The organism is Methylomonas albis (assembly GCF_014850955.1).
In the GTDB taxonomy this organism is placed as follows: domain Bacteria; phylum Pseudomonadota; class Gammaproteobacteria; order Methylococcales; family Methylomonadaceae; genus Methylomonas; species Methylomonas albis.
The window spans coordinates 1,909,468-1,929,353 of record NZ_JACXSS010000001.1 but is presented as its reverse complement, the minus strand read 5'-3'; the positions used below and the strand labels follow the sequence as shown (position 1 = coordinate 1,929,353).

Here is a 19,886-nt window from a genome sequence, read left to right as displayed (position 1 = left end):
TAATTGGTTTAGGCGTGTTGTTGTTCGAAACAATAACGGCCGGTATGCAAGCTGCTGGGCCCCAATTTCACGTATTTCAGCATCAGATACATCTCGATGATCAGCAGCACGGTATAGAACAAGGCAAAGCCACCTATGCTGAACCAGAGTTGGTCGGCACTCAGGCTGGAGACGCTCATATGGGTAGGCAAGACGCCGGAAATGGTCCAGGGTTGGCGACCGACTTCGGCGACAAACCAACCGGTTTCGGCGGCGATCCACGGTAGTGGTATGCACCACACCGCCATCCGCAACAACCAACGTTTCTGGTCGGCAACTCGGGTGGCGCAGTAATAAAACGTCATAGCGAAGATGAACAACATGGTAAAGCCGCAGGCCACCATAATCCGGAAGGTCCAGAACAGCGGCGCGACTTTAGGTATCGTGTCGTTGGCGGCCTTAGCAATCGTTGCCGCATCGGCATCGACCACTTTCTCGGTGTATTTTTTCAACAATAAGCCGTAACCGAGATCGGCCTTGTGGGCGTCGAAAGTCGCTTTGGCACTCAGGTCGCCGCCGCGCAGTTTCTGCAACTCCGCATAAGCCACCATGCCGCTTTTGATACGTTCGACACTGTCCTCACGTAAATCTTTTAAACCCTTGACATCTTCGTCTATTGAACGCGTAGCGATCAGGCCCAGTACATAGGGTACTTTGATGGCAAAATCGGTTTTCTCATTGGCCTGATCCGGGAAACCGAACACGGTGAAGCCGGCCGGCGCCGGATGGGTTTCCCATTCCGATTCGATAGCAGCCAGCTTCATTTTTTGGGTTTCGCCGGAGGTATACCCGCTTTCGTCACCCAACACGATGACCGACAGCACGGAGGCCAAACCAAAAGCCGAAGCAATTGAGAATGATCGCCGGGCAAAGCCTATGTCGCGCTTGTTCAGCAAGTACCAGGAGCTGATGCCAAGCACGAACATTGAGCCGGTCACGTAACCTGCAGCGACGGTATGCACAAACTTGACCTGCGCCACCGGATTGAAGAACACATCGGCGAAACTGGACATTTCCATACGCAAGGTTTCGTAATTGAATTCGGCACCGACCGGATACTGCATCCAGCCGTTGGCGATCAAAATCCACAAGGCCGATAGACTGGTACCGACTGCCAACAACCAAGTAACCGTAAGATGCTGGACTTTGCTGAGCCTATCCCACCCAAAAAAGAACAAACCTACAAAGGTCGATTCCAGAAAAAACGCCATCCAGCCTTCCGCCGCCAACAGCGGCCCGAAGATGTCGCCGACGTAATGCGAGTAATAGGCCCAATTGGTGCCGAATTGAAACTCCAGGGTTAACCCGGTGGTGACACCCATGGCAAAGTTGATCCCAAACAACTTGCCCCAGAACTTGACCATGTCCTTATAGACTTCTTTGCCGGTCATGACGTACACCGACTCCATGATGCCGAGGATAAAGGTCATGCCCAAGGTCAGCGGCACGAAGAGAAAGTGATACAGCGCGGTTAGACCGAACTGCATGCGAGACAGCATGACTATATCGTCACCGAACATGGCGAGACTCCTGTTGAGGTTGAGAAGAAATATCGTTGGGGGTTGCCGTCTGCACGGCGGGTAATGCAAAGTGTTGGGCAATATCCGGCTTGCTGACCGGCTTATCCATCCAGCGGAAAATCAGAAACCAGAGGCCAATCAGCAACAGAATCTTAATCAACAGTGCCGCGCCTATCTCCCAGCGCAAAAGGCTGGATTTGGGTAAAGCCGGTTTTAAAAAATTTGTAGACATGTTTAACCCCCTGTTTGCTTATAAAAATGCCGTTAATGCGATGACTGCATGGGTTGCGTGGTGATGGTCGGCATCTTGCCAACTTTGAGCATCATCATGCCTCGTTGCGCCATCATCACCCCCATCGCTATCACCAATATGCCGGAGACACGCACCATCTGCCGCATCGCACCGTGAGACAGCAGGCTTGCGAATAGGCCGAATCCCAATAAAGGCAGCAAGGTACCCAATCCGAACATGAGCAGTATCATTCCGCCTTGAAACGGATCGCCGCTACCGGCCGCCATCACATACATCGCTTGTAAGGGTCCACAACCCAATAACAAACCGGTCAACAAACCCGTGCGCAATGCACTACGCGTCGGCTTGCGCAATTCGTCGGCAACCGCCCGATTCACGGCTTTTGGCATGCGTAGCGTAAAACGCCGCAAAAAGGCAAAAAAGTTAAGCATTTTCAAGCCATAGATCAGCAAAAAAATGCTGGCTGCCAGCGCAACCGCTCCGCGTATTTGCGGTGTGATGGCGATAGTCGCGCCTAGCAAACCAAATCCGGCGCCCAACACGGTGTATGACAGGGTTTTGCCAAAGGCATAACTCAAATGCGCCAGCAACTGCTTAGTCTTAGATACTGCTGAATCGGTATAAGCCACCACAAAGCCTCCGCACATGCCGATACAATGAAAACCGGTCAGAAAACCAATGCCCAGCAGCACCGCATAGCTCATCTGCGGTTTGATTTGCTGCATGACAGCCGGCATTTGGCTCTTACCCCAAAATGCCACACCGCCTACCACGACCAATAACAGTAAAAACAGCGCAAAACGCTTTAACGCCAACCAGGACCCGCCGGATGCTTCCGGTTTTTTAATGGCATAACCTTTGGCGATAATCGCCTGTTCAATATCGGCTGGGTGGATCTGGGCATTGTCGTACACCACCTCCACCGTTTGCCGGCTATAACTGGCGGCTACCATATCGACACCGATTAATTCACCGACCGCCTGCTGAATGGTGTCTTCGCAGCCCACACAGTACATGCCTTCGACAACAAATTTTTCCTTGTTAATTGCCATCACTTTTCTCCTAAGTGGTTGATCCGGAGAGACGCTGTTAAAACAATGCTGCCCTTGGGGAGATCAGTTTGTCTTTCTTCGCCAATCCGGATCGATTCTTTACCGACGATTATTCGACCAAGAAATCGCGCATCATGCCCATATCCTCGTGCTCCAGGTTGTGGCAGTGATACATGAATAGCCCTTTGAAGTCCTGAAACGGTTTGATGATTTTTACGGTTTCGCCGGGCATCACCAGCACGGTGTCCTTCCAGCCGCCCTGGATAAACCCGTCCTTGACCGTAGCGTAATCGTCGCCTACATCTGTGCCGACGGTACGACTGAGAATTTGAAAATACTGGCCATGTAAATGAATAGGATGCGCCATAGCCATCATCATACCCATGCCACCGCCTCCCATACCCCCCATTTTGCGGCCGCCTTCGCCACCCTCGTTGCCACCGTCACGCATGCCCATTCCCATGCGGCGACCCGGCTTGTCTTCACCATGACTCATGCCGCCCATCATGCCCATGCCACCCATCTTATGACCGCCGGATTCGGACTTGTTTTCCTCACCGTGCTGCATGCCTTGCATGGATTGAGCTTTGCCATCTCCGCCACCGTGGGCATGGAATATCTCCATTAACTGCACGGTATTAAACGGAATCCGCTCACTGGGCAGAATGTCGTTATAAGCATAAGGCCGGCCATTCAGCACCATTTTCATCGGCCCTTCGGAAATGCCGATCGGCACCGGCTTATTGGGGTTGGCGGTGTCGCCGAGTGTGTAGTGCTTAATAGTAGACAATCTATTCGGCAACGCCGGACTATCGCTAACGTTTCTAGTCACGCGTACCGTGAAGATTGGATAGTCACTGCCAACCGGCAACGCGCTGCCGTGCATCCCGCCCATGCCCATGCGATGACCTCCGCCGCCGTGCGGTTGATCGTCGCCACCGTGTTTGCCGGTCATCATCCGCTCAGCCATTCCCGGCAGCACCCCGGAAAAAGAACGGCTACGCAGTACAAGTTGTGAGCCGACTTTACGCCCGCTGAAATCCGCCCAAATATCCAAACGTTCGCCGGGAGCCAGCATCACGTAAGGTTTATTGACGGGTGTTTCCAGCAAACCGCCATCGGTACCGATGACGGTAAGAGGCGAGCTATCGTCCCAGGCCAGCTTGTAGATGCGCGCCGTTGAGCCGTTGAGGACGCGGAAGCGGTATGCTCGACTAGCCACGTCGAGCTGAAAATCGGGGCGACCGTTGATCAAAATCCGGTCGCCGTAAAAGCCCATCATGCGGTCGTGCATCTGACGGACATATTGCAGTTGATTGTTGGCGTCGAACAGCCGATCCTGAATCACGATCGGCACTTCGTATTCGCCACTGGGCAATTCCAGCCTACGCTCTTCCTGATCGTTGACCAGGATTGCACCCGCCAGACCTTGGTATACATGCGCACCTGTCAAGTTGTGCGTATGGGGATGGTAGAGGTTCATACTGGCACGATTGAGCATTTCAAACTCATAGACCAAGGTTTCGCCTTTGTCGATCGCATACAGCGGATGGCCGTCCATCTCGGCCGACACATGCAATCCGTGCCAATGGGTAATGGTCGGGGTGTCGAGTTGATTGTGCAGGTTGATGCGGATTTTTTGGCCTTTTTCGAAACGCATGATAGGCCCCAGATAAGAGCCGGGGATTTCCGTCAAGGTATTGCCTGGCCCTTTGACCAGTTTGCCTAAATACTGCAGCACCCGGGTCGGTTGGCCGGGCAGGATAGCCACCGCGGAAGGCTTGCAAACCAGATCGATTTCGACGTCGGGATGGAAGTTTGGCGACGCTTTATGCGGCGTCATTTTCGGCATATCCCCCATGCCTTCCATCGCATGTAGCCAACTAGGCATGCTTGCATAGGCCAACAATCCCGCACCGGTTCGCGCAAAAAAACGGCGGCGTGAAGAATTGATTGAGTATTTCATGGTGTCTCCTCGACCCTAACAGGTTCTTTTTGTAATCATTTTGAAAATCCCGTCTATGCGGTATTTTCATCCCCCAACAGTGACTGCTCCTTGATGGCAGCCAGGCGTGTTAACCCGGCGCAGCCCGTCGCCTCCTTACGATGGCTAAAATGCTTAGCTTCGGCTCAGTGGTATTCCGATTCCGACGGTGGTTTGCGGATCACCCGAGTGGCAATCGCCAACAGCAAAATCGCCACAGATACCCATAACATGCCCATGCCGGCCTCGTGATGCGCCTGCACATCGGCAATCACCAAGCGCGCCAGTGCAGTGATGGCGATGTAAATCAAACAACGCACCGGCATCGAATTGGTTTTGAAATAAATCCCCACCATTGCGCCCAATTCAAGATAAATGAACAGCAGCAAAATATCGCCGATTGTGGCGTGCCCTTGCAGCATCATGCCGCCGTAGGCAATCACGCCGGACCAGACCACACTGGCACCAATCACGAATAAAGCCAGATAATGAAAAACCTCAATCAGCAGGTTGCCGATGGCATCTACCCTGCTTTTCCAAATGTGGTGTAGTTCTTCAAATCGCTCGCTGTCCATCGTTGCCTCTTTGTGGTTTATCGGGGTGTCAATGCTACGGCGTCCGCCTTGTGGATCCAATGCCCTATGAGTAGCACTAAGCCACCCAGTAGTAATCCGACTAGCAACTTGCCTTGAATCTTGGCATCTCGCAACCAGGGTTCCAGATCGAGCAAAAGCTGCTGATTCAGGGATTGCGATAGTACATACCCGGCCACCGCTATCACCATTACCCCAAACACTTTGCGCAGCGCTGCCGGCTTAATGAAGGCAGACCACCAGGCGCCTAAGGCGCTACCCAAAATCGCACCCAGCATGACGACAGTGGTGAGTTCCACATTGATAGCCACATGCTGGCTATAACCGCTCAAGCCAGCCAGTGCATTCATGGCAATCACGAGTAAGGACGTACCCACCGCACCCTGCATCGGCAAGCCGACCAACAAGGTCAACGCCGGCACAATCAAAAACCCACCGCCAACCCCAACCATGCCGGTGATAACACCGACGAAGAGTCCGTCAAATAACACTCTTAAAAACGGGACTTGTAGCGGACAAACCTTGACTAGTTCGCCGGCGGATGGCATACCTGCAACAGCACGTGGACGACGCAGCATCAACAAGCCGGTGGCCAGGCTGACTAAACCAAATAAGCTCATTAACAGATCGCTGGAAAAATGCGCCGCTAAGCGTCCACCGCCGAACGCGCCTGCCATACCGGCCAGCCCGAAGAGCAACCCACTTTTCCAACACACCGAACCGCGCCTGGCGTGAGAAACCAGGGCTATCAAACTTGAAACCCCCACCACTACGAACGAGGTGACAATGGCTTGCTTGGGTTCAACGTGCAGCAGATATACCAACATCGGCACCGTTAGAATCGAGCCCCCTCCTCCCAGTAACCCCAATAGCAAGCCGATAATGACGGCCAGACTGAAAGTCAACAACATGAGTGTCTCCTTCTGCTATTCCGCAACCAGACCGCAGGACTGATTCGCTGGCAAGGCTTTATCGATAAACTTGGGATAAGCCAATTTAAGCTCCTGCATGATGGCAATGAACTCTTCCCGCGATTTGCCATGACCAAGCCGGGGGTTTTTGCCCATCTCCTGCTTGATGCTGGAGACCGTGTTACCTTGGTAATCGTGGCCTGGGTAAACCAAAGTGTCCGCCGGTAAGCTGAATAATTTATTGATAATGCTGTCGTAAAGTTTGCCCGCATCGCCTTGTTGAAAATCGGTACGGCCGCTGCCGTTGATCAATAAAGAGTCCCCGGTGAATACCCTATCGGCCATCACGTAACTAACACAGCCGCTGGTATGACCCGGCGTGTGACGTACCTCTAACTCCAGATCGCCGACCTGTAACAGCACGCCATCGGTCACCAGCAAGTCCGCACACAAAGCGCCGGCATCTCGATGCAACACGCTTTTACTGCCCAATTTTTCGCGCAGTAAACCCGAGCCGGTGATGTGATCGGCATGAACATGGGTTTCCAGGGTGTATATCAGCTTGAGATTAAGGCTTTGCAATAAATTAATATAAACATCCAGCTCGGATGCCACGGGATCGATCAACACCGCGCGGTGAGTACGCTCACACCCGAGTAGATAGCTATAGGTAGAAGTTTCGATATCGACTAATTGACGAAAAATCATAACGACCCTCACATTTTTATATTAATAAGCATAGACTAATAAACATATATCAAGTTACGTGCCAATTTTTTAAATCGCTACAGCGCGCTAATCGCGTGAAAAATAGTACAAATAAAGCATAAGCAGCGTTTCAAAGTGAAACATAGAAACAAGCATGTTACAATTGAAACAAAATATGAAACACCTTAAGACACACCCATGAGCCAATCTTCACCATTCTTCAATCGTTGGCTAAGCCAAAATGGCCCCGACCAAGTCCTCAGCATCCTGACCGACCTGGTTGACGCCGGCGCGGTATTTGCCGTTGATGCTGAAGGCAAAATTCTGTTTTGGAGCAAAGGCGCCGAGAAACTATTCGGTCTGATGGCTGAATCCGTGCTTGGTAGGGCTTGCGCCGAAGCTTTAGGCTGCGATGGCGGCCATGATCCTTGCGGCCTGGCTGAACTTGGCTCGATCAAGGCGCAAGAGGTGCAACTTAAGCGGCCTGGCGGTGAACGTCTCACCTGTTACCGAACTGCGCGCGCATTCTTTGACGCTGAGGGGCAATTTGCCGGCGCTTTGGAATTTCTTCAGCCGCAAACAGCCACTTTTGGCGCAATCGGACAATGGGATAATGACGACAGTTTTCACGGGATTTTGTCGCGTGATCCGGCCATGCTAGAAGCCATTAAGATTATTCGCAATGTCGCCGAAACCGAAGCCACCGTTTTAATTCGGGGTGAATCGGGCACCGGAAAAGAGTTGGTCGCGCGCGCGTTGCATCAAGAAAGCCCCCGCCATCAACAACCTTTCCTGGCCATCAATTGCGCGGCGCTCACGCCCAGTCTATTGGAAAGCGAGCTTTTCGGGCATGTAAAAGGCGCATTTACCGGTGCTGTACGCAATCACGCCGGAGTGTTCCAGCGTGCCGATGGTGGCACTTTGTTTTTGGATGAAGTCGCCGAATTGCCGTTGGAATTACAAGCCAAATTACTCAGAGTATTACAGGAACAAAGCTTTATCCCGGTCGGTGGTGATGAGGCAATTAGTGTTGATGTTCGGATTATTGCCGCCACGCACCGGTCATTGCGTGAGGAAGTAAAAGCCGGACGCTTTCGGGAAGACTTGATGTATCGACTGCGCGTCGTTCCGGTATTTCTGCCACCGCTACGAGAACGCCGGCTTGATGTGAACCTGTTACTTTGGCACCAAATCGATCGACATAACCTGCGTGGCCGACGTCATGTCAATAGCATTGCTCCGAATGCCATGCGGCGCTTGCTTGATTACCAATGGCCAGGCAATGTCAGAGAATTGATCAATGTAGTCGAATATGCTTTTGCGGTTGGCCGTGGCAACGAGTTGTCTATGGAGGACTTACCGCCCGAATTTCGTGAGTCCACAGCATTTACCGGCAACGAACGCTTATCACCATCTAAACACGCTAGGTCTCAAAACGAAGTGGAAATGATCCGCGATGCAATACAAGTGGCGGATGGCAACTTGGAGGCCGCAGCCAGCTACTTGGGCATGAGTCGCGCGACATTTTGGCGTAAGCGCAAAAAATATAAAATTGATTCTTAATGTACTGGGCGCCCTACATCCAATACATGCGGCGCAAAGCACTCATTATCAAATACACACCTAAAACTACAACACAGATACCAAATGCTAGCCGCAGTTGAACCTCTGGCACATGGTTGGCTAAAACAGCGCCGCACCAACCGCCAATAAAAAGAGCTGCTGCGACAATCATTGCCGCTTTTATATCGACATTACCATGGCGGTAATATTCAACAACTGCGGCCAGCCCTACCGGGGGAAGCAAAATCGCTAAACTGGTCCCCGTGGCCACATGCTGCGAGAAACCAGCTAAGTAGACCAGTCCGGGAACGATTAACATGCCACCGCCTATACCGAAAAGGCCGGATGCCACCCCCGAGAGCAAGCCAATTGCCAAAAGAAGAGCAATTAACGATAGATTCATATTTATCTCCCGATCATCTTCTTTAACCAAATGTAAAAAACTGCGGTCCCTCTAGCTTAATTATTTTGCCCCTTGGTCAATCCAGGCTTTGATACGAAATACCTCCGATTCGGCAAGCTTATGCCTGTCGGCCATAGGCATATTAGTTCTCACCCCGGAAATGATGGCAATCAACGGACTTTGACTTCCCTGTCCGGCCAAAATTAAGGGCCCGTTACCCTCATTTTTGAAAAAATCATCAACGCGATCGACACGGAAACCGGCGAATTGGTGTTCCGGGCCGTGGCAGGCAAGACAATTTTCCATCAATATCGGATAAACATCTTGCCAGACCAATTGACTACCTTGAGACGCCTGCGCTTGCTCAGACACTAATTTATTTCGTTGAGTATCGCTTTGGTTACCAGTTGTTATAGCGGAACAAACGGCCTGAGGCATTTCTTTGACATCCCTATTGGCAACCCACACAAACCCGCCACATAGCGCTATAAAAACAGCGAATGTCCAAACTGCGCTGCGGACCAGCGAAGGTTGTGCGGTTTTTACCAAGTGACAACGTTTACCGATAACCGTCACGATCCAATTCCAATGCAATGCCAGATGTATGACCAGCACGGCCAAGAGTCCGAGACTAATCCAAAAATGAATGTCTCCCCATTGGTGACGGGTTAATCCCCATAACGAATGTGATTTATTGCTGCCTGGCGGCAATGGATAACGCAGCAAATAGCCTGTTGCGATCATCCCCAAAAACAACAAGGCAGCAACCAGATCGATGATGATGTTGACAATAGTACGGTTCATGTTTATACGCCGCAGTAGTGATAGGAGACCTACACGATTTACCCAGCAATTGAGATTAGCTGGGAAGACCAAAAGCCTGGCAGGGTCGACCATTATCAGACTACATACTAAGGCAAATGACTAGACAAATTTCCTCAGCTATCAACCATAAGGCTGAAACTGAATACATGGTAAGCCTTATCATCTGCATTTTGGTGACATGACGATCAACACCTTGGGCTTATTCAGAAAACCTCCGCCATAGGCGCTATCACACCTGCATAATGGCTTGACAATAGGCACCGTTTCCGGATGATCGGAGCCGCCGCTACACAGATTGGCTGCTGTTGCCGGCGATGATGTCGCGCCTCTAAATTGCTCAGGCGTTGTTGCCTGAGCTAGTGACCGGGTTAAATCACGCAGCCAGAGCTTTACGTTTGCTCAGTGCCAGAAAGCCCATCAAACCACTCAAAAAAGTCCAAGTGGCGGCAGGTAACGGTACCGGCGCAGCTTCCAGCGATATGGCGTCCAAAGCCCAAACTCGATTGCCGCCACTCGTTGATGGATTGAAGAACTTCAATAGTGCTGACGAATCGGCGGCACTGGCGTTGAAATGATAGATGAATTGAGTGAAAGTTACGGCGTTTGCCATGGTAAGACTGTTGCCGGCAATCTCGATCTGCAACGGTGAAGCGCCGGACACGTTAGCTCTGGCCCAAAACGACAGGTCGTAAGTCGTGCCGGCAACCAGCGACACAGACGTTTGTATGGCATTACCGGTATTCAAGGCCAAGCCGTAAATTCCTTCATAAACTCTAGGAACGTAGGAACCGTTGGAACGGTTTTTATTCATCAGATAGGACTCTTCGCCTATACCGTCACTAATAGATGTCCACCCCATTACACTGGTGTCGTTGTTGGGTAAGTATTGGTAACCAGGCACTGCCGCCAAACTCGCAGGCTGTTCGAAATTGCCGTTGGCGACCAAATTTGCTTGCACGGCTGGTACCGCCATCGCCAAGCCGACACACAATCCTGTTGTCAGTTTCATATATGTTCCCTCGTTAACCGTTTTAGGTGTTAACGCCGAGCGCCCACTCTATTCGGGCACGCGGCGTTAACGGCTGAGATCACGCGTTGACTTTTCTTCTCAGTAAACCGGCAAAACCCAAGGCACTACCGAACAACCAGACCGCGCCAGGCACTGGCACTGGGGCAGCCGCCGCCACGACATTGCCTGTCAGATTCAATGTCAATTGATAGTTTTGGCGGGTGCTGCTGGCACCCAAATCCGCATCGGACAGATTAAGCAGATATTGCGCGCTGAAGGCACCGGTGTTTGCGGTCAACAGATTAGCAATAAACGACTGGCTGCCGCTTTCGGCGAGATTGGTAAATGTGGATAAGCCGGTATCGAAGGCTCCGGTATCGCCGCTACCACTCACACTATCAAAATCCAAACCGATGCGGTCGGCATTGGCCAGATTAAACAAGCTAAAATTCATCGAGTTAACGCTATTTTGGGCGACATTGCCGAAATCCAAAATCAGGGTGTTGGACTCGCCGGCACCGTCAAAAGAAGCCAAGGAATGCAACAAGTAGCTGAAGTTGGCTTGCAGCGTGCCGGCCCAGTTGACTTTATAGGTGGCACTCGAACCGCTACCTGCTTGCCCCATGGTCGACGACATGGTGGTGGTAGCCGACAAAGTCGGCAAACTCAATGAAGCATTCGCCGAACCGTTTCCTACATAATCATTAAGATTTTGCTCGTCCACCGCAACAGTGGTTGCCGTCGCGGTAGCGGCTGATGAAGTTGGCCCCCAACTGCAACTGATAGCGCCGGTTGGCCCCATGGCCAAACTACAACCCGATCCGGTTTGACTCAAATTAGGGCTAAAGCCAGCACTGACACCGGCGGCGGATAACAAGGCACTGCTGGTGCCGCTACCGTTGACGGTTCTACCCGGACCGTTGTTTTTATTGCCGGCGCCATTGATGGTTTGGGTCCGACTAGAATCCAATTGCAGATCAACGCCGGTCAACACGCCGCTAGCCGCATTAAACTGGCCTATCGCGACAGTGGCAATCGCCGCATTATTATTCGAATTGGTAGCGGATGCGACCTGCCCGCCCGTTGCGATGACCGTCGCTGTACCATTGAAACCGACCGGACCGCTGCTGGCGGTCAAGGAAGCCTGTGAGATTCCGCAGACGCTCAGTAATAAGGCAATTGCGGTTAATTGAAAGTTTGTGCTCATAATTGTTCCATTAATTCCATTAAATAAATTCTGTGATACGCGGCAAATGCCACACCCCTATCACATGGGAGCAATCCGGCTGACTTGCATTAGTGCAAGCCCCGCGACTTTCCGTACCTGCTTCACAGCAGGGTCGGCAAGGGGCGGTTTCTTTACGCACAGTGTTTCCGCGCAGACGCCTGCAACACCTTCTTGCAATCCTTCGCGACTGAATATGAAAATATTAGAATGTGATAAAGAACCAGTTAACATAAAACAATATTTGTGCCAAGCGCTTACAAAACACGTAAGTCATTATTTACAAATAAAGCTTTAACCGTTAAGACAATTCGGAATCACATCCGCGAGAACGATATTTAAGGGATTTGCCCCATAGACTGTGGCGAATAACTTATTTTGCGTGGTTTAAAATATCCGGCTGGTGTAACGGAGATTAAAAAAATAATGGGGGAATTTTGGATTCTGCCGAAGAACCGGCATTTACCGCCGGCTACGAAGACTGCATCGATGTTGAATCTCTAGCAACTGACCGACGCCGGCAGGCGACCGAAACAGCAAAAGTGGGGGCGTCGACCACCGGTCACCCCCTAAGAATGCAGTCGTAAACGTCCTGCACAAGCACACTACCAGAAACGTTAAAACCGCTATTTGCGGCATTACGGGTCAAGCAATGGCAGTGGCCAAACCTGCTTACGGCGCAATCCTGGCGAACGGCTGCAGGTTAAATTTTTGCCTCCAGCACCAGATTGGTCGGTGTCGTGGCGGCACGTCTGACTTGGCTGAAACCGGCCGCATTCAGTACTTCGGTTAGCCGTTTTTGCCCGGCCTGCGCGCCCAGTCCCAGACCTACCTCTTGCGATTTGGAGGCCGGCACGCAGACCATGGTTGAGAAGGAATAATAGATCTGCCCCAAAGGGTGCAGGTTCTCTTCCAGGCTATCGCCGGCAAACGGTTCGACCAGCATGAAGGTACCGCCTTCAGCCAGTGTGCTGGCGACATGGCTAGCCGCACCGACCGGGTCACCCATATCGTGCAGGGCGTCGAATATCGTTACCAAGTCGTAGTTTTTACCCGGATATTCCTTGGCGGTGACCACTTCGAAAATAGTGTTGCTGGCGACACCAGCCGCCCGCGCACGCTCCCGGGCATGCTCAATTGACGGCGCGTGAAAATCGAATCCATGGAAGGTGGAGTTAGGGAAGGCCTTGGCCAACAGGATGGTCGAGGAGCCGTGGCCGCAACCGACGTCCGCGACTTTGGCGCCCGCTTCAAGTTTCTCCCGCACACCGGCGAGTTCCGGCAGCCAGACATCGATCAGATTCATGGCGTACATCGGCCGAAAGAAACGCTCGGTGCCACAGAACAGGCACGGGCTATGGTCGCGCCAAGGCAAGCCCTGGCCGGACCGGAACACCTCGGTCAACTTGGGTTCATCGATATACACCGACATCACTGCTTGGAAGAAACCTTGCATGCAGGCCGGATGGCCTTCCGCAGCAAAGATCACCGCTTGTTCCGCCGACAGCGAAAACTTGCCGGACGCGGCATCATAATTGACATAGCCGGCGGCAGCATTGGCGGACAGCCATTCCCGCAGATAGCGTTCGTCCATGCCGGTGTTGTCGGCGAGTTCCCGGCTGCTGGCCGGGCTGATCTCCAACAGCGCGCTGTACAAATCCAACTTGTCGCCGATGTAGGCCGTCAGCAGGCCCAAAGATCCGGCAACATCGTTGATGACTTTTCCCTGGAGTTGCTCCAGTTTAGCGTTGTCGACTTCGTTCAAATGCAAGGTCATAAATCTTCCTGATACGGTTTTAGAATAAGAGGCGATGTAATCTACTGAATTCGTCGCGAAGGAACAATATTATTTTTTACTAATAGACATCACCGCCGGGCACCGTAAGCATTCTTTCACAGCGCCGGGCGCTGGCGTGCATGCCTCAATTACACCTTATAAAACGGCGAATCCATACCAATATTGGCGTCACGGGTGATTTCGCCATCGAACAGTTTGACCGACAGATTACCGTTCACCTGCTTGGTAAACGGCAGCAACAAACCGTCGATATAGGTTTGGGCGTTTTCTATAGAATCGAATTCGTAAAAGCCGCCAACGGTATGGTTGTTGACGCCGCTTAACCAGGTTTTCGACTTTAGCCCCGGAAATTGCTTCATTTCCACGTTGATGGGCCGCCAATCGATTTGATCGAAAGGAATGGCTACTTGGAATTCCGCGTATAAAAATATTTTCATGGGTCACTCTCGGTTAAATTAGTGGAATCAGTATTCGAACGCATCAAAACGGTTCTTTAAAGGGCCTTAAATCCAGCTCATGCGTCCAGGCGCTGGGATGTTGCCGGTGCAGCGCCCAATAGGTTTCGGCAATCGCCTCCAGCTTTAACAAGCCGTCGTCGCCCTTGGCCGAAACATAACTGGAGAACTGGTTTCTAGCGCGGTCTCCGTCGATCACGCCATCGATGACCGTATGCACGACATGCACACCATGGGGGCCGAATTCCCGCGCCATGCCTTGCGCCAACGCCCGCAAGCCGGCTTTGGCTGCGGCGAATGCAGTAAACGGCGGTCTGGCGCGCATCGACGCAGTGGCGCCGGTAAAGATCAGCGTGCCGCACCGCTGGGCTTGCATGATGGCGGCGGCCTGTTTCCCGAATAAGAATCCGCCGAGACAATTTTGTTGCCAAAGCCGAGTAAACATATCGCTGCCGGTTTCCAATAGTGGCGCGCAACTATTGCTGTCTACATTGTAAACAGCAATATTCAATGGCAAAGCCTGTTCCCGAATCGCCGCAAACAGCCTGTCGATATCCGCTTCCACCGTTGCATCGGCCACCACGGCGCTGATTTTTCCGCCACTTTGGCGGATGTTTTCAGCGACAAGCCGGAGTTTGTTCGCACTACGCCCGGCAATAAACACATGCAGACCTTGTGCCGCAAAATGTCTTGCCAGAGCGGCACCCAGCCCCCGCTCCGGCCCCACGCCCATCACAAGGGCTGAACAGACTTCGCTCATCACTTTTCCTTATGGTTTTTTGCCGAATATCAGCGAGAAATTATTGGCAGGCATATTGATTTGCTCTTTCAGTTCCATGCCGTGGTTTTCGGCGGCTTTGCGTAAATCGGCAACGTCTTTCAGGCCCCATTCCGACACGCCTGCCGAACTAAGAGTTTCGTGAAACTCTTTATTCGAATCCGTGGTAAAAGTGCCTTCGACACGGAACGGACCGTAGATCAGCAATATCCCGTCTTCGCTGAGCAAGTGCGACGCGCATTCCATCATACCGTCGGCAATTGAGATCGGCGCCACCTGAAAAATATTGATGCAAAAAATGGCGTCGAAACTGCCTTTATCGCCGGGGTTGAACCAGGTGTCAGGACTAGTCAAATCCAGATGCACCGGGTCCGCGATGTTGTCGTTAGCGTGATCGGCGGTTAATTGTTTTATGTTGTCGAATACTTCCTGGTCTTTGTCGGTCGGATGAAAGTGCAAGTGGTCGAAATGCGGCGCGAAAAAATTGATATGCATGCCGCTGCCGCTGGCCATTTCCAAGACCCGGCCGGAATCCTTGGGCAGTTTCTCCTTGAGTACCCCCAGGATCGGTTCGCGGTTGCGATTGCCGGCCCAGGCCACATATTCGCTCAATGGATGCGGGTTCAAAGGTGGTTTGTTGTCACTCATGCTGATCTCCTCGAAAGATTATTTATAGTTATGCGTTCAAGCCTAATGTGCCGGCTTGCTTGAACATCCGCGGATTGCGATGTCCGATAGATATAAAGCAAGCCGCGGGCCAACATTTCGGGAAGCCAGGCAGCAATAAAAATCAACCACTTAGCAAAACCCAATCGCCGCATACGTGAATTCATGTTTCAATAAGTGAAGTTTAATTTCACATATGCCTTTATGAGCGAACACGATTTCTCCCAGATTTCACCGGTGTTTTTCCTGCAGACCTTCATCCTGGAACTGATGCACGCCTGCGAGCAGGAAGGCGGAGACTATTGCGAATCCTTGATCGAGCGCATTGCCAAGAGCGCCGGCCTGTATTTCGAGCAGACTTATCGCGATGAATATCAAAGGCACGGCGAATTGGGCAACGAAGACTATATCGACTTAATTCTGGCGTTAAAAAATCATATCGGCGGCAATTTTTCGCTGGCCTCAGTCCAAGCCGGCACGATTACCGTGGTCAACAGTCGCTGCCCCTTCGGCGACGGCGTGACCAATTTTCCCGAGCTGTGCCGAATGACATCCAGCGTGTTCGGCGGCATAGCCGCCCGCAACTTCGGCTACGCCAAGGTGGAAATCCGCCAGAGCATCGCCAAACACAACGGTGGCTGTGAAGTATGCATTCACACCCGGCGCGACAGCGCTATCGACAAACCGGGATTGGAGTACCGCCGCGAGGACCCACCGGCAGATAAGCTGGAAATGGCGGCTCTGCATTCGCGTATCGAAGAGCGGATGCGCAATATCTGGTGGAGTTTGCCCAAACAACACGCCGCCAAGCCGGCGCCGGCCATCGTCGCCAAGTCACCGGCGATGCAAAAGGTGTTGCAACAAGTTGAAGTGATAGCGCCGACCAGGGCCACGGTGTTAATCCATGGCGAAACCGGCGTCGGCAAGGAGTTGATCGCGCGGGCAATTCACGCCATGAGCGAGCGCGGCCACAAGCCCTTTGTAGCCATCAACTGTGGCGCGATTCCGGAAAGTCTGATCGAAAGCGCGCTGTTCGGCCATGAAAAAGGCGCGTTTACCGGCGCCATCGAAGTCCATCAAGGCTTTTTCGAGCGTGCCGAAGGCGGCACCTTGTTTTTGGACGAAGTGGACGCTTTGTCGCCAGCCGCGCAGACGCGCTTGCTCAGAGTTATCCAGGAAGGCGAGATGGAGCGGGTCGGCGGCAAGCACACTTTACATGCGGATGTGCGTATTGTTTCTGCGAGTAATCGGGCGTTGGAACAACACGTCGAGCAGGGTTTGTTTCGGCAGGACTTGTTCTATCGTTTGAATGTAGTGCGATTGTGGATACCGCCGTTGGCGCAACGCCCGGAAGACCTGCCGCATCTGGTGCAATTGATCCTGAAACGCCTCAACGAAAAATACAGTAAAAACGTGCAGTCGGTCAGCCGCGAGGTGATGGGGCAAATCCGCGCCTATGCCTGGCCCGGCAACGTGCGCGAGCTGGAAAATATGCTGGAACGCAGCGTACTGTTCAGTAAAGGCAGTGAATTGACCCGTCTGGAGTTGGATCGGAAACCGGCCGCCGCGACCGGCAGCGACTGGAACTCACACAAGCTAAATCTACTAAACGACGCCGAACAAGCATTCTTGAAGCAAACCATGCAAAGCCATCGCGGCGATGTCAAGCAAGTCGCAATCACGATGGGATTGACGCCCAGAGCGGTCTACGGCAAATTAAAAAAATACGGCATCAGCGCCAGCCAGTTTAGATAGCTAACTCTCGCATGTTGCCCATGCCTCGGCTTTATGTTGCCGTTCGCTGCCATTGACGCCGATGCTGCGATATTCAAGCCCCAGCAGCAATGACATCAGCCGGACTTTACGGCAATTTCCGAATTAGGCAAATTCGTAAAGGCTAATCATGCGGTGTCCTCTCGTTAAATTACAGATCGAGTACCAGTCGCTCTGAACGGGCGCGCGACACGCAAATACACATCAAGCGGGCACGATCCTTTTCGGCCTGGCTCAACACACTATCGCGATGATCCGGCACGCCGTCCAACACCTTGACGGCGCAGCTGCCACAATTGCCGACTCGGCAATCGTGCAGCGCATCGACACCGGCTGCGCAGACGGCTGCAAGTATCGATTGCCCGGCTTCTACCTGGATCAGCCGTTTTGAGCGTTTTAACTCGACAATAACCGGCTGATCGGTCGCTGCTGTCAGCACCGAAAATCTTTCCAGGCGCAGGTCTTTATTTTGTAACTGGGCGGCGGCAGTGACGGCTTCGATGAGTCGGTTAGGGCCGCACAGATAAAACACCGCGTCAGCCGGGCTTGCTGATAAGAGCTCTTCCGGGTTCAGCCGGTGATGTTGGTCTGCCGCATAAACCGTCAGCCGGTCGCCAAAGGCCTGCTTCAAGGGATCGAGATAGGCCGCTTCGGTTTCGCTACGCACAGCGTAATGGATCTGAAATTCACGCGCCTGTGCCTGTAAGCTGTGCGTCATCGCCTTAATGGGCGTGATGCCTATGCCGCCAGCAATCAGTATCGCAGGGCGGGAGTCGGTATGGAGCACAAAATTGTTCTTAGGCAAACTGCAGTTTAAGCGCAGCCCCAAAGCGAATAGTTCATGCACCGCGACCGAGCCGCCCTGCCCGCTTGCTTCCCGCAAAACAGCAATTTCATAAACCCGTTTGTTCGCAGGATCAGAGCAGATCGAGTAATGGCGCGTCGTTAACTCGCCATTGCTCAGTCGCACAGGCACAGTCAGGTGAGCCCCGGCTTCAAAACCGGGCAATTCAGCACCGTTAGTGCTACTCAACTCAAAAGCCCGAACACGCTTGGTAAGCTGACGTATGCCGGTAATCGCCAGTTCAAGCGGGCCATCCCCCAGGATTAGATCAGTGTTTGGCGTTGCCGAAGCCTGCGCTTTCAGTAGGCGGTTTTCTTCGCGCAGGGGCCCAAGCAAACCTTCGATTTCGGCTTCCGTATAACGGGGCGTAATGTGTTGCGGGCAATTCCAGTCGTAGGCTTCGACATAAATCACGATGCCGCGCTCGACACGAGCCCGATAAGTGGCCACTTCCAGTTTCTCGATCAAATCCGGCTCGTCACTTTCATGCACAATGCGGACACGGCCCCATATTTTCAGGCGCCTGCGGTTGGGGTAATCCATCAATATTAGTGAAATTCGGTCGTTGGCATTCAAGTTGCCGACGCTCAAATACTGAATGTTGCCGCGAAAGTCCGCAAAGCCCAGGGTACGGTCATCCAATACTTTTAAAAAGCCTTTGGGGCCACCGCGATGTTGCACATAGGGCCAGCCTGATTCCGACACCGTGGCTTGATAGAAACTGTCGCGCTCCGCGATAAATTCCGCTTCGCGCTCGCCTAGGCTATTGCGGGCATCCTCAGACAGCTCGAAGCCTCTATTGGCTTGCCTACTGCCATACAAACTTTGCGCCGCTTTCACGCTAGGGGTAAAACAAATGTCAGCAAAGGCGGTAGGCATGATCGTTCTCCAGTGAATCGGCGATATGAAACATACCGCCGATAGCAACATATAAAGTTACGCGGCGAGTTTTAATGCCACTTTAGGAAAGTCGATTTCAATACGACTGGCTTTACCTATCATATTGGTCAACACATTCATGCCGACATGGGTGATTATTTCGACAATTTCGGCATCGCTATAACCGGCATTACGGATTTCGGTAATCTCGGCCGTAGTCACCTCGCCGGTATTTTCAGCAATTGAACGGGCAAACCTAACCGCCACTGCGGCTCTGGCATCCTGGCTGCTGCCGGCTCTATTGGCTTCGATTTCAGCGCCACTCAAACCCGCTTTCCGGCCAATAGCCGTATGTGCGGACAAGCAGTATTCACAAGAATTCTGCTGAGCCAAACCGAGGGCGATACGCTCGCGGGTTTGTGGATCGAGACTGCCTGCGCTGGCAACTCCGTGCAAACCCAGGAAAGCACGCAGCGCTACGGGTGAGTTGGCGAATACTTTTAAAAAGTTGGGCACCATGCCTAACTGAGCTTGAATGGCATCCAACAAGGCTTTTTGTTCAGTGTTGGCAGTTTCGTTGGTAACGACGTTAATACGGCTCATGGTAA

Annotated in this window: 19 protein-coding genes and 1 riboswitch; of the genes, 2 read left to right on the top strand and 17 right to left on the bottom strand. The window is 52.4% G+C overall.

Features of this window, described 5'->3' with window-relative positions:
- Positions 1 to 8: 8 nt before the first annotated feature.
- The 7 genes from EBA_RS08885 to EBA_RS08855 all read right to left on the bottom strand — a co-directional run bounded on the left by EBA_RS08885 (position 9) and on the right by EBA_RS08855 (position 7,060).
- Positions 9 to 1,559: a cytochrome ubiquinol oxidase subunit I gene (locus tag EBA_RS08885; RefSeq protein WP_192374390.1), complete on the bottom strand. Its 1,551-nt coding sequence runs from the start codon at positions 1,557 to 1,559 to the stop codon at positions 9 to 11.
- Positions 1,549 to 1,791: a hypothetical protein gene (locus EBA_RS08880; protein WP_192374389.1), complete on the bottom strand. Its 243-nt coding sequence runs from the start codon at positions 1,789 to 1,791 to the stop codon at positions 1,549 to 1,551. Before EBA_RS08880 ends, EBA_RS08885 begins: the two co-directional genes overlap by 11 nt.
- Positions 1,792 to 1,823: 32 nt before the next feature.
- Positions 1,824 to 2,864 carry an urease accessory protein UreH domain-containing protein gene (locus EBA_RS08875; protein WP_225616045.1) on the bottom strand — a complete coding sequence of 347 codons (1,041 nt, stop codon included), beginning with the start codon at positions 2,862 to 2,864 and terminating at the stop codon, positions 1,824 to 1,826.
- Between the two features lie 109 nt (positions 2,865 to 2,973).
- Positions 2,974 to 4,830, bottom strand: coding sequence for a multicopper oxidase family protein (locus EBA_RS08870; RefSeq protein WP_192374388.1), 1,857 nt, complete (start codon positions 4,828 to 4,830; stop codon positions 2,974 to 2,976).
- Between the two features lie 164 nt (positions 4,831 to 4,994).
- Positions 4,995 to 5,423, bottom strand: coding sequence for a phosphate-starvation-inducible protein PsiE (locus EBA_RS08865; RefSeq protein ID WP_192374387.1), 429 nt, complete (start codon positions 5,421 to 5,423; stop codon positions 4,995 to 4,997).
- 17 nt (positions 5,424 to 5,440) lie between these two features.
- On the bottom strand, positions 5,441 to 6,352 hold the full coding sequence (locus tag EBA_RS08860) for a sulfite exporter TauE/SafE family protein (protein ID WP_192374386.1): 912 nt from the start codon (positions 6,350 to 6,352) through the stop codon (positions 5,441 to 5,443).
- Positions 6,353 to 6,367: 15 nt separating this feature from the next.
- Positions 6,368 to 7,060 carry an MBL fold metallo-hydrolase gene (locus EBA_RS08855; protein ID WP_192374385.1) on the bottom strand — a complete coding sequence of 231 codons (693 nt, stop codon included), beginning with the start codon at positions 7,058 to 7,060 and terminating at the stop codon, positions 6,368 to 6,370.
- A gap of 198 nt (positions 7,061 to 7,258) precedes the next feature.
- Between EBA_RS08855 and EBA_RS08850 the strand changes: the two genes are divergently transcribed.
- On the top strand, positions 7,259 to 8,623 hold the full coding sequence (locus EBA_RS08850; protein ID WP_192374384.1) for a sigma-54 interaction domain-containing protein: 1,365 nt from the start codon (positions 7,259 to 7,261) through the stop codon (positions 8,621 to 8,623).
- A gap of 13 nt (positions 8,624 to 8,636) precedes the next feature.
- Here EBA_RS08850 and EBA_RS08845 read toward each other — a convergent pair whose 3' ends face one another.
- The 8 genes from EBA_RS08845 to EBA_RS08810 all read right to left on the bottom strand — a co-directional run bounded on the left by EBA_RS08845 (position 8,637) and on the right by EBA_RS08810 (position 15,764).
- Positions 8,637 to 9,026 (bottom strand): sulfite exporter TauE/SafE family protein, encoded by a 390-nt coding sequence (locus EBA_RS08845; RefSeq protein ID WP_192374383.1) that lies wholly within the window; start codon positions 9,024 to 9,026, stop codon positions 8,637 to 8,639.
- Positions 9,027 to 9,086: 60 nt separating this feature from the next.
- The gene (locus tag EBA_RS08840) at positions 9,087 to 9,923 is read right to left on the bottom strand and encodes a DUF4405 domain-containing protein (RefSeq protein WP_192374382.1); all 837 of its coding nucleotides are present in this window, start codon (positions 9,921 to 9,923) and stop codon (positions 9,087 to 9,089) included.
- 301 nt (positions 9,924 to 10,224) lie between these two features.
- On the bottom strand, positions 10,225 to 10,860 hold the full coding sequence (locus tag EBA_RS08835) for a carbohydrate binding domain-containing protein (protein ID WP_192374381.1): 636 nt from the start codon (positions 10,858 to 10,860) through the stop codon (positions 10,225 to 10,227).
- Between the two features lie 79 nt (positions 10,861 to 10,939).
- Entirely contained in the window at positions 10,940 to 12,067 is a 1,128-nt protein-coding gene (locus tag EBA_RS08830; protein ID WP_192374380.1) for a PEP-CTERM sorting domain-containing protein, read from the bottom strand.
- 66 nt (positions 12,068 to 12,133) lie between these two features.
- Positions 12,134 to 12,215: riboswitch (cyclic di-GMP riboswitch) on the bottom strand.
- A gap of 573 nt (positions 12,216 to 12,788) precedes the next feature.
- The gene (locus tag EBA_RS08825; protein ID WP_192374379.1) at positions 12,789 to 13,862 is read right to left on the bottom strand and encodes a class I SAM-dependent methyltransferase; all 1,074 of its coding nucleotides are present in this window, start codon (positions 13,860 to 13,862) and stop codon (positions 12,789 to 12,791) included.
- Positions 13,863 to 14,011: 149 nt separating this feature from the next.
- Positions 14,012 to 14,320, bottom strand: coding sequence for a YdhR family protein (locus tag EBA_RS08820; RefSeq protein ID WP_192374378.1), 309 nt, complete (start codon positions 14,318 to 14,320; stop codon positions 14,012 to 14,014).
- Positions 14,321 to 14,363: 43 nt separating this feature from the next.
- Positions 14,364 to 15,098 (bottom strand): SDR family NAD(P)-dependent oxidoreductase, encoded by a 735-nt coding sequence (locus tag EBA_RS08815; RefSeq protein WP_192374377.1) that lies wholly within the window; start codon positions 15,096 to 15,098, stop codon positions 14,364 to 14,366.
- Between the two features lie 9 nt (positions 15,099 to 15,107).
- Positions 15,108 to 15,764, bottom strand: coding sequence for a DUF938 domain-containing protein (locus tag EBA_RS08810; protein WP_192374376.1), 657 nt, complete (start codon positions 15,762 to 15,764; stop codon positions 15,108 to 15,110).
- Positions 15,765 to 15,986: 222 nt separating this feature from the next.
- On the opposite strand from EBA_RS08810, the gene EBA_RS08805 reads away from it, so the two are divergent.
- Positions 15,987 to 17,537: a sigma 54-interacting transcriptional regulator gene (locus EBA_RS08805; protein WP_192374375.1), complete on the top strand. Its 1,551-nt coding sequence runs from the start codon at positions 15,987 to 15,989 to the stop codon at positions 17,535 to 17,537.
- Positions 17,538 to 17,706: 169 nt separating this feature from the next.
- On the opposite strand, the gene EBA_RS08800 is transcribed toward EBA_RS08805, so the two are convergent.
- Positions 17,707 to 19,278 carry a pyridoxamine 5'-phosphate oxidase family protein gene (locus tag EBA_RS08800; RefSeq protein WP_192374374.1) on the bottom strand — a complete coding sequence of 524 codons (1,572 nt, stop codon included), beginning with the start codon at positions 19,276 to 19,278 and terminating at the stop codon, positions 17,707 to 17,709.
- A 57-nt stretch (positions 19,279 to 19,335) separates the two neighbouring features.
- Positions 19,336 to 19,881, bottom strand: coding sequence for a carboxymuconolactone decarboxylase family protein (locus tag EBA_RS08795; RefSeq protein WP_192374373.1), 546 nt, complete (start codon positions 19,879 to 19,881; stop codon positions 19,336 to 19,338).
- Between the last annotated feature and the right edge of the window lie 5 nt (positions 19,882 to 19,886).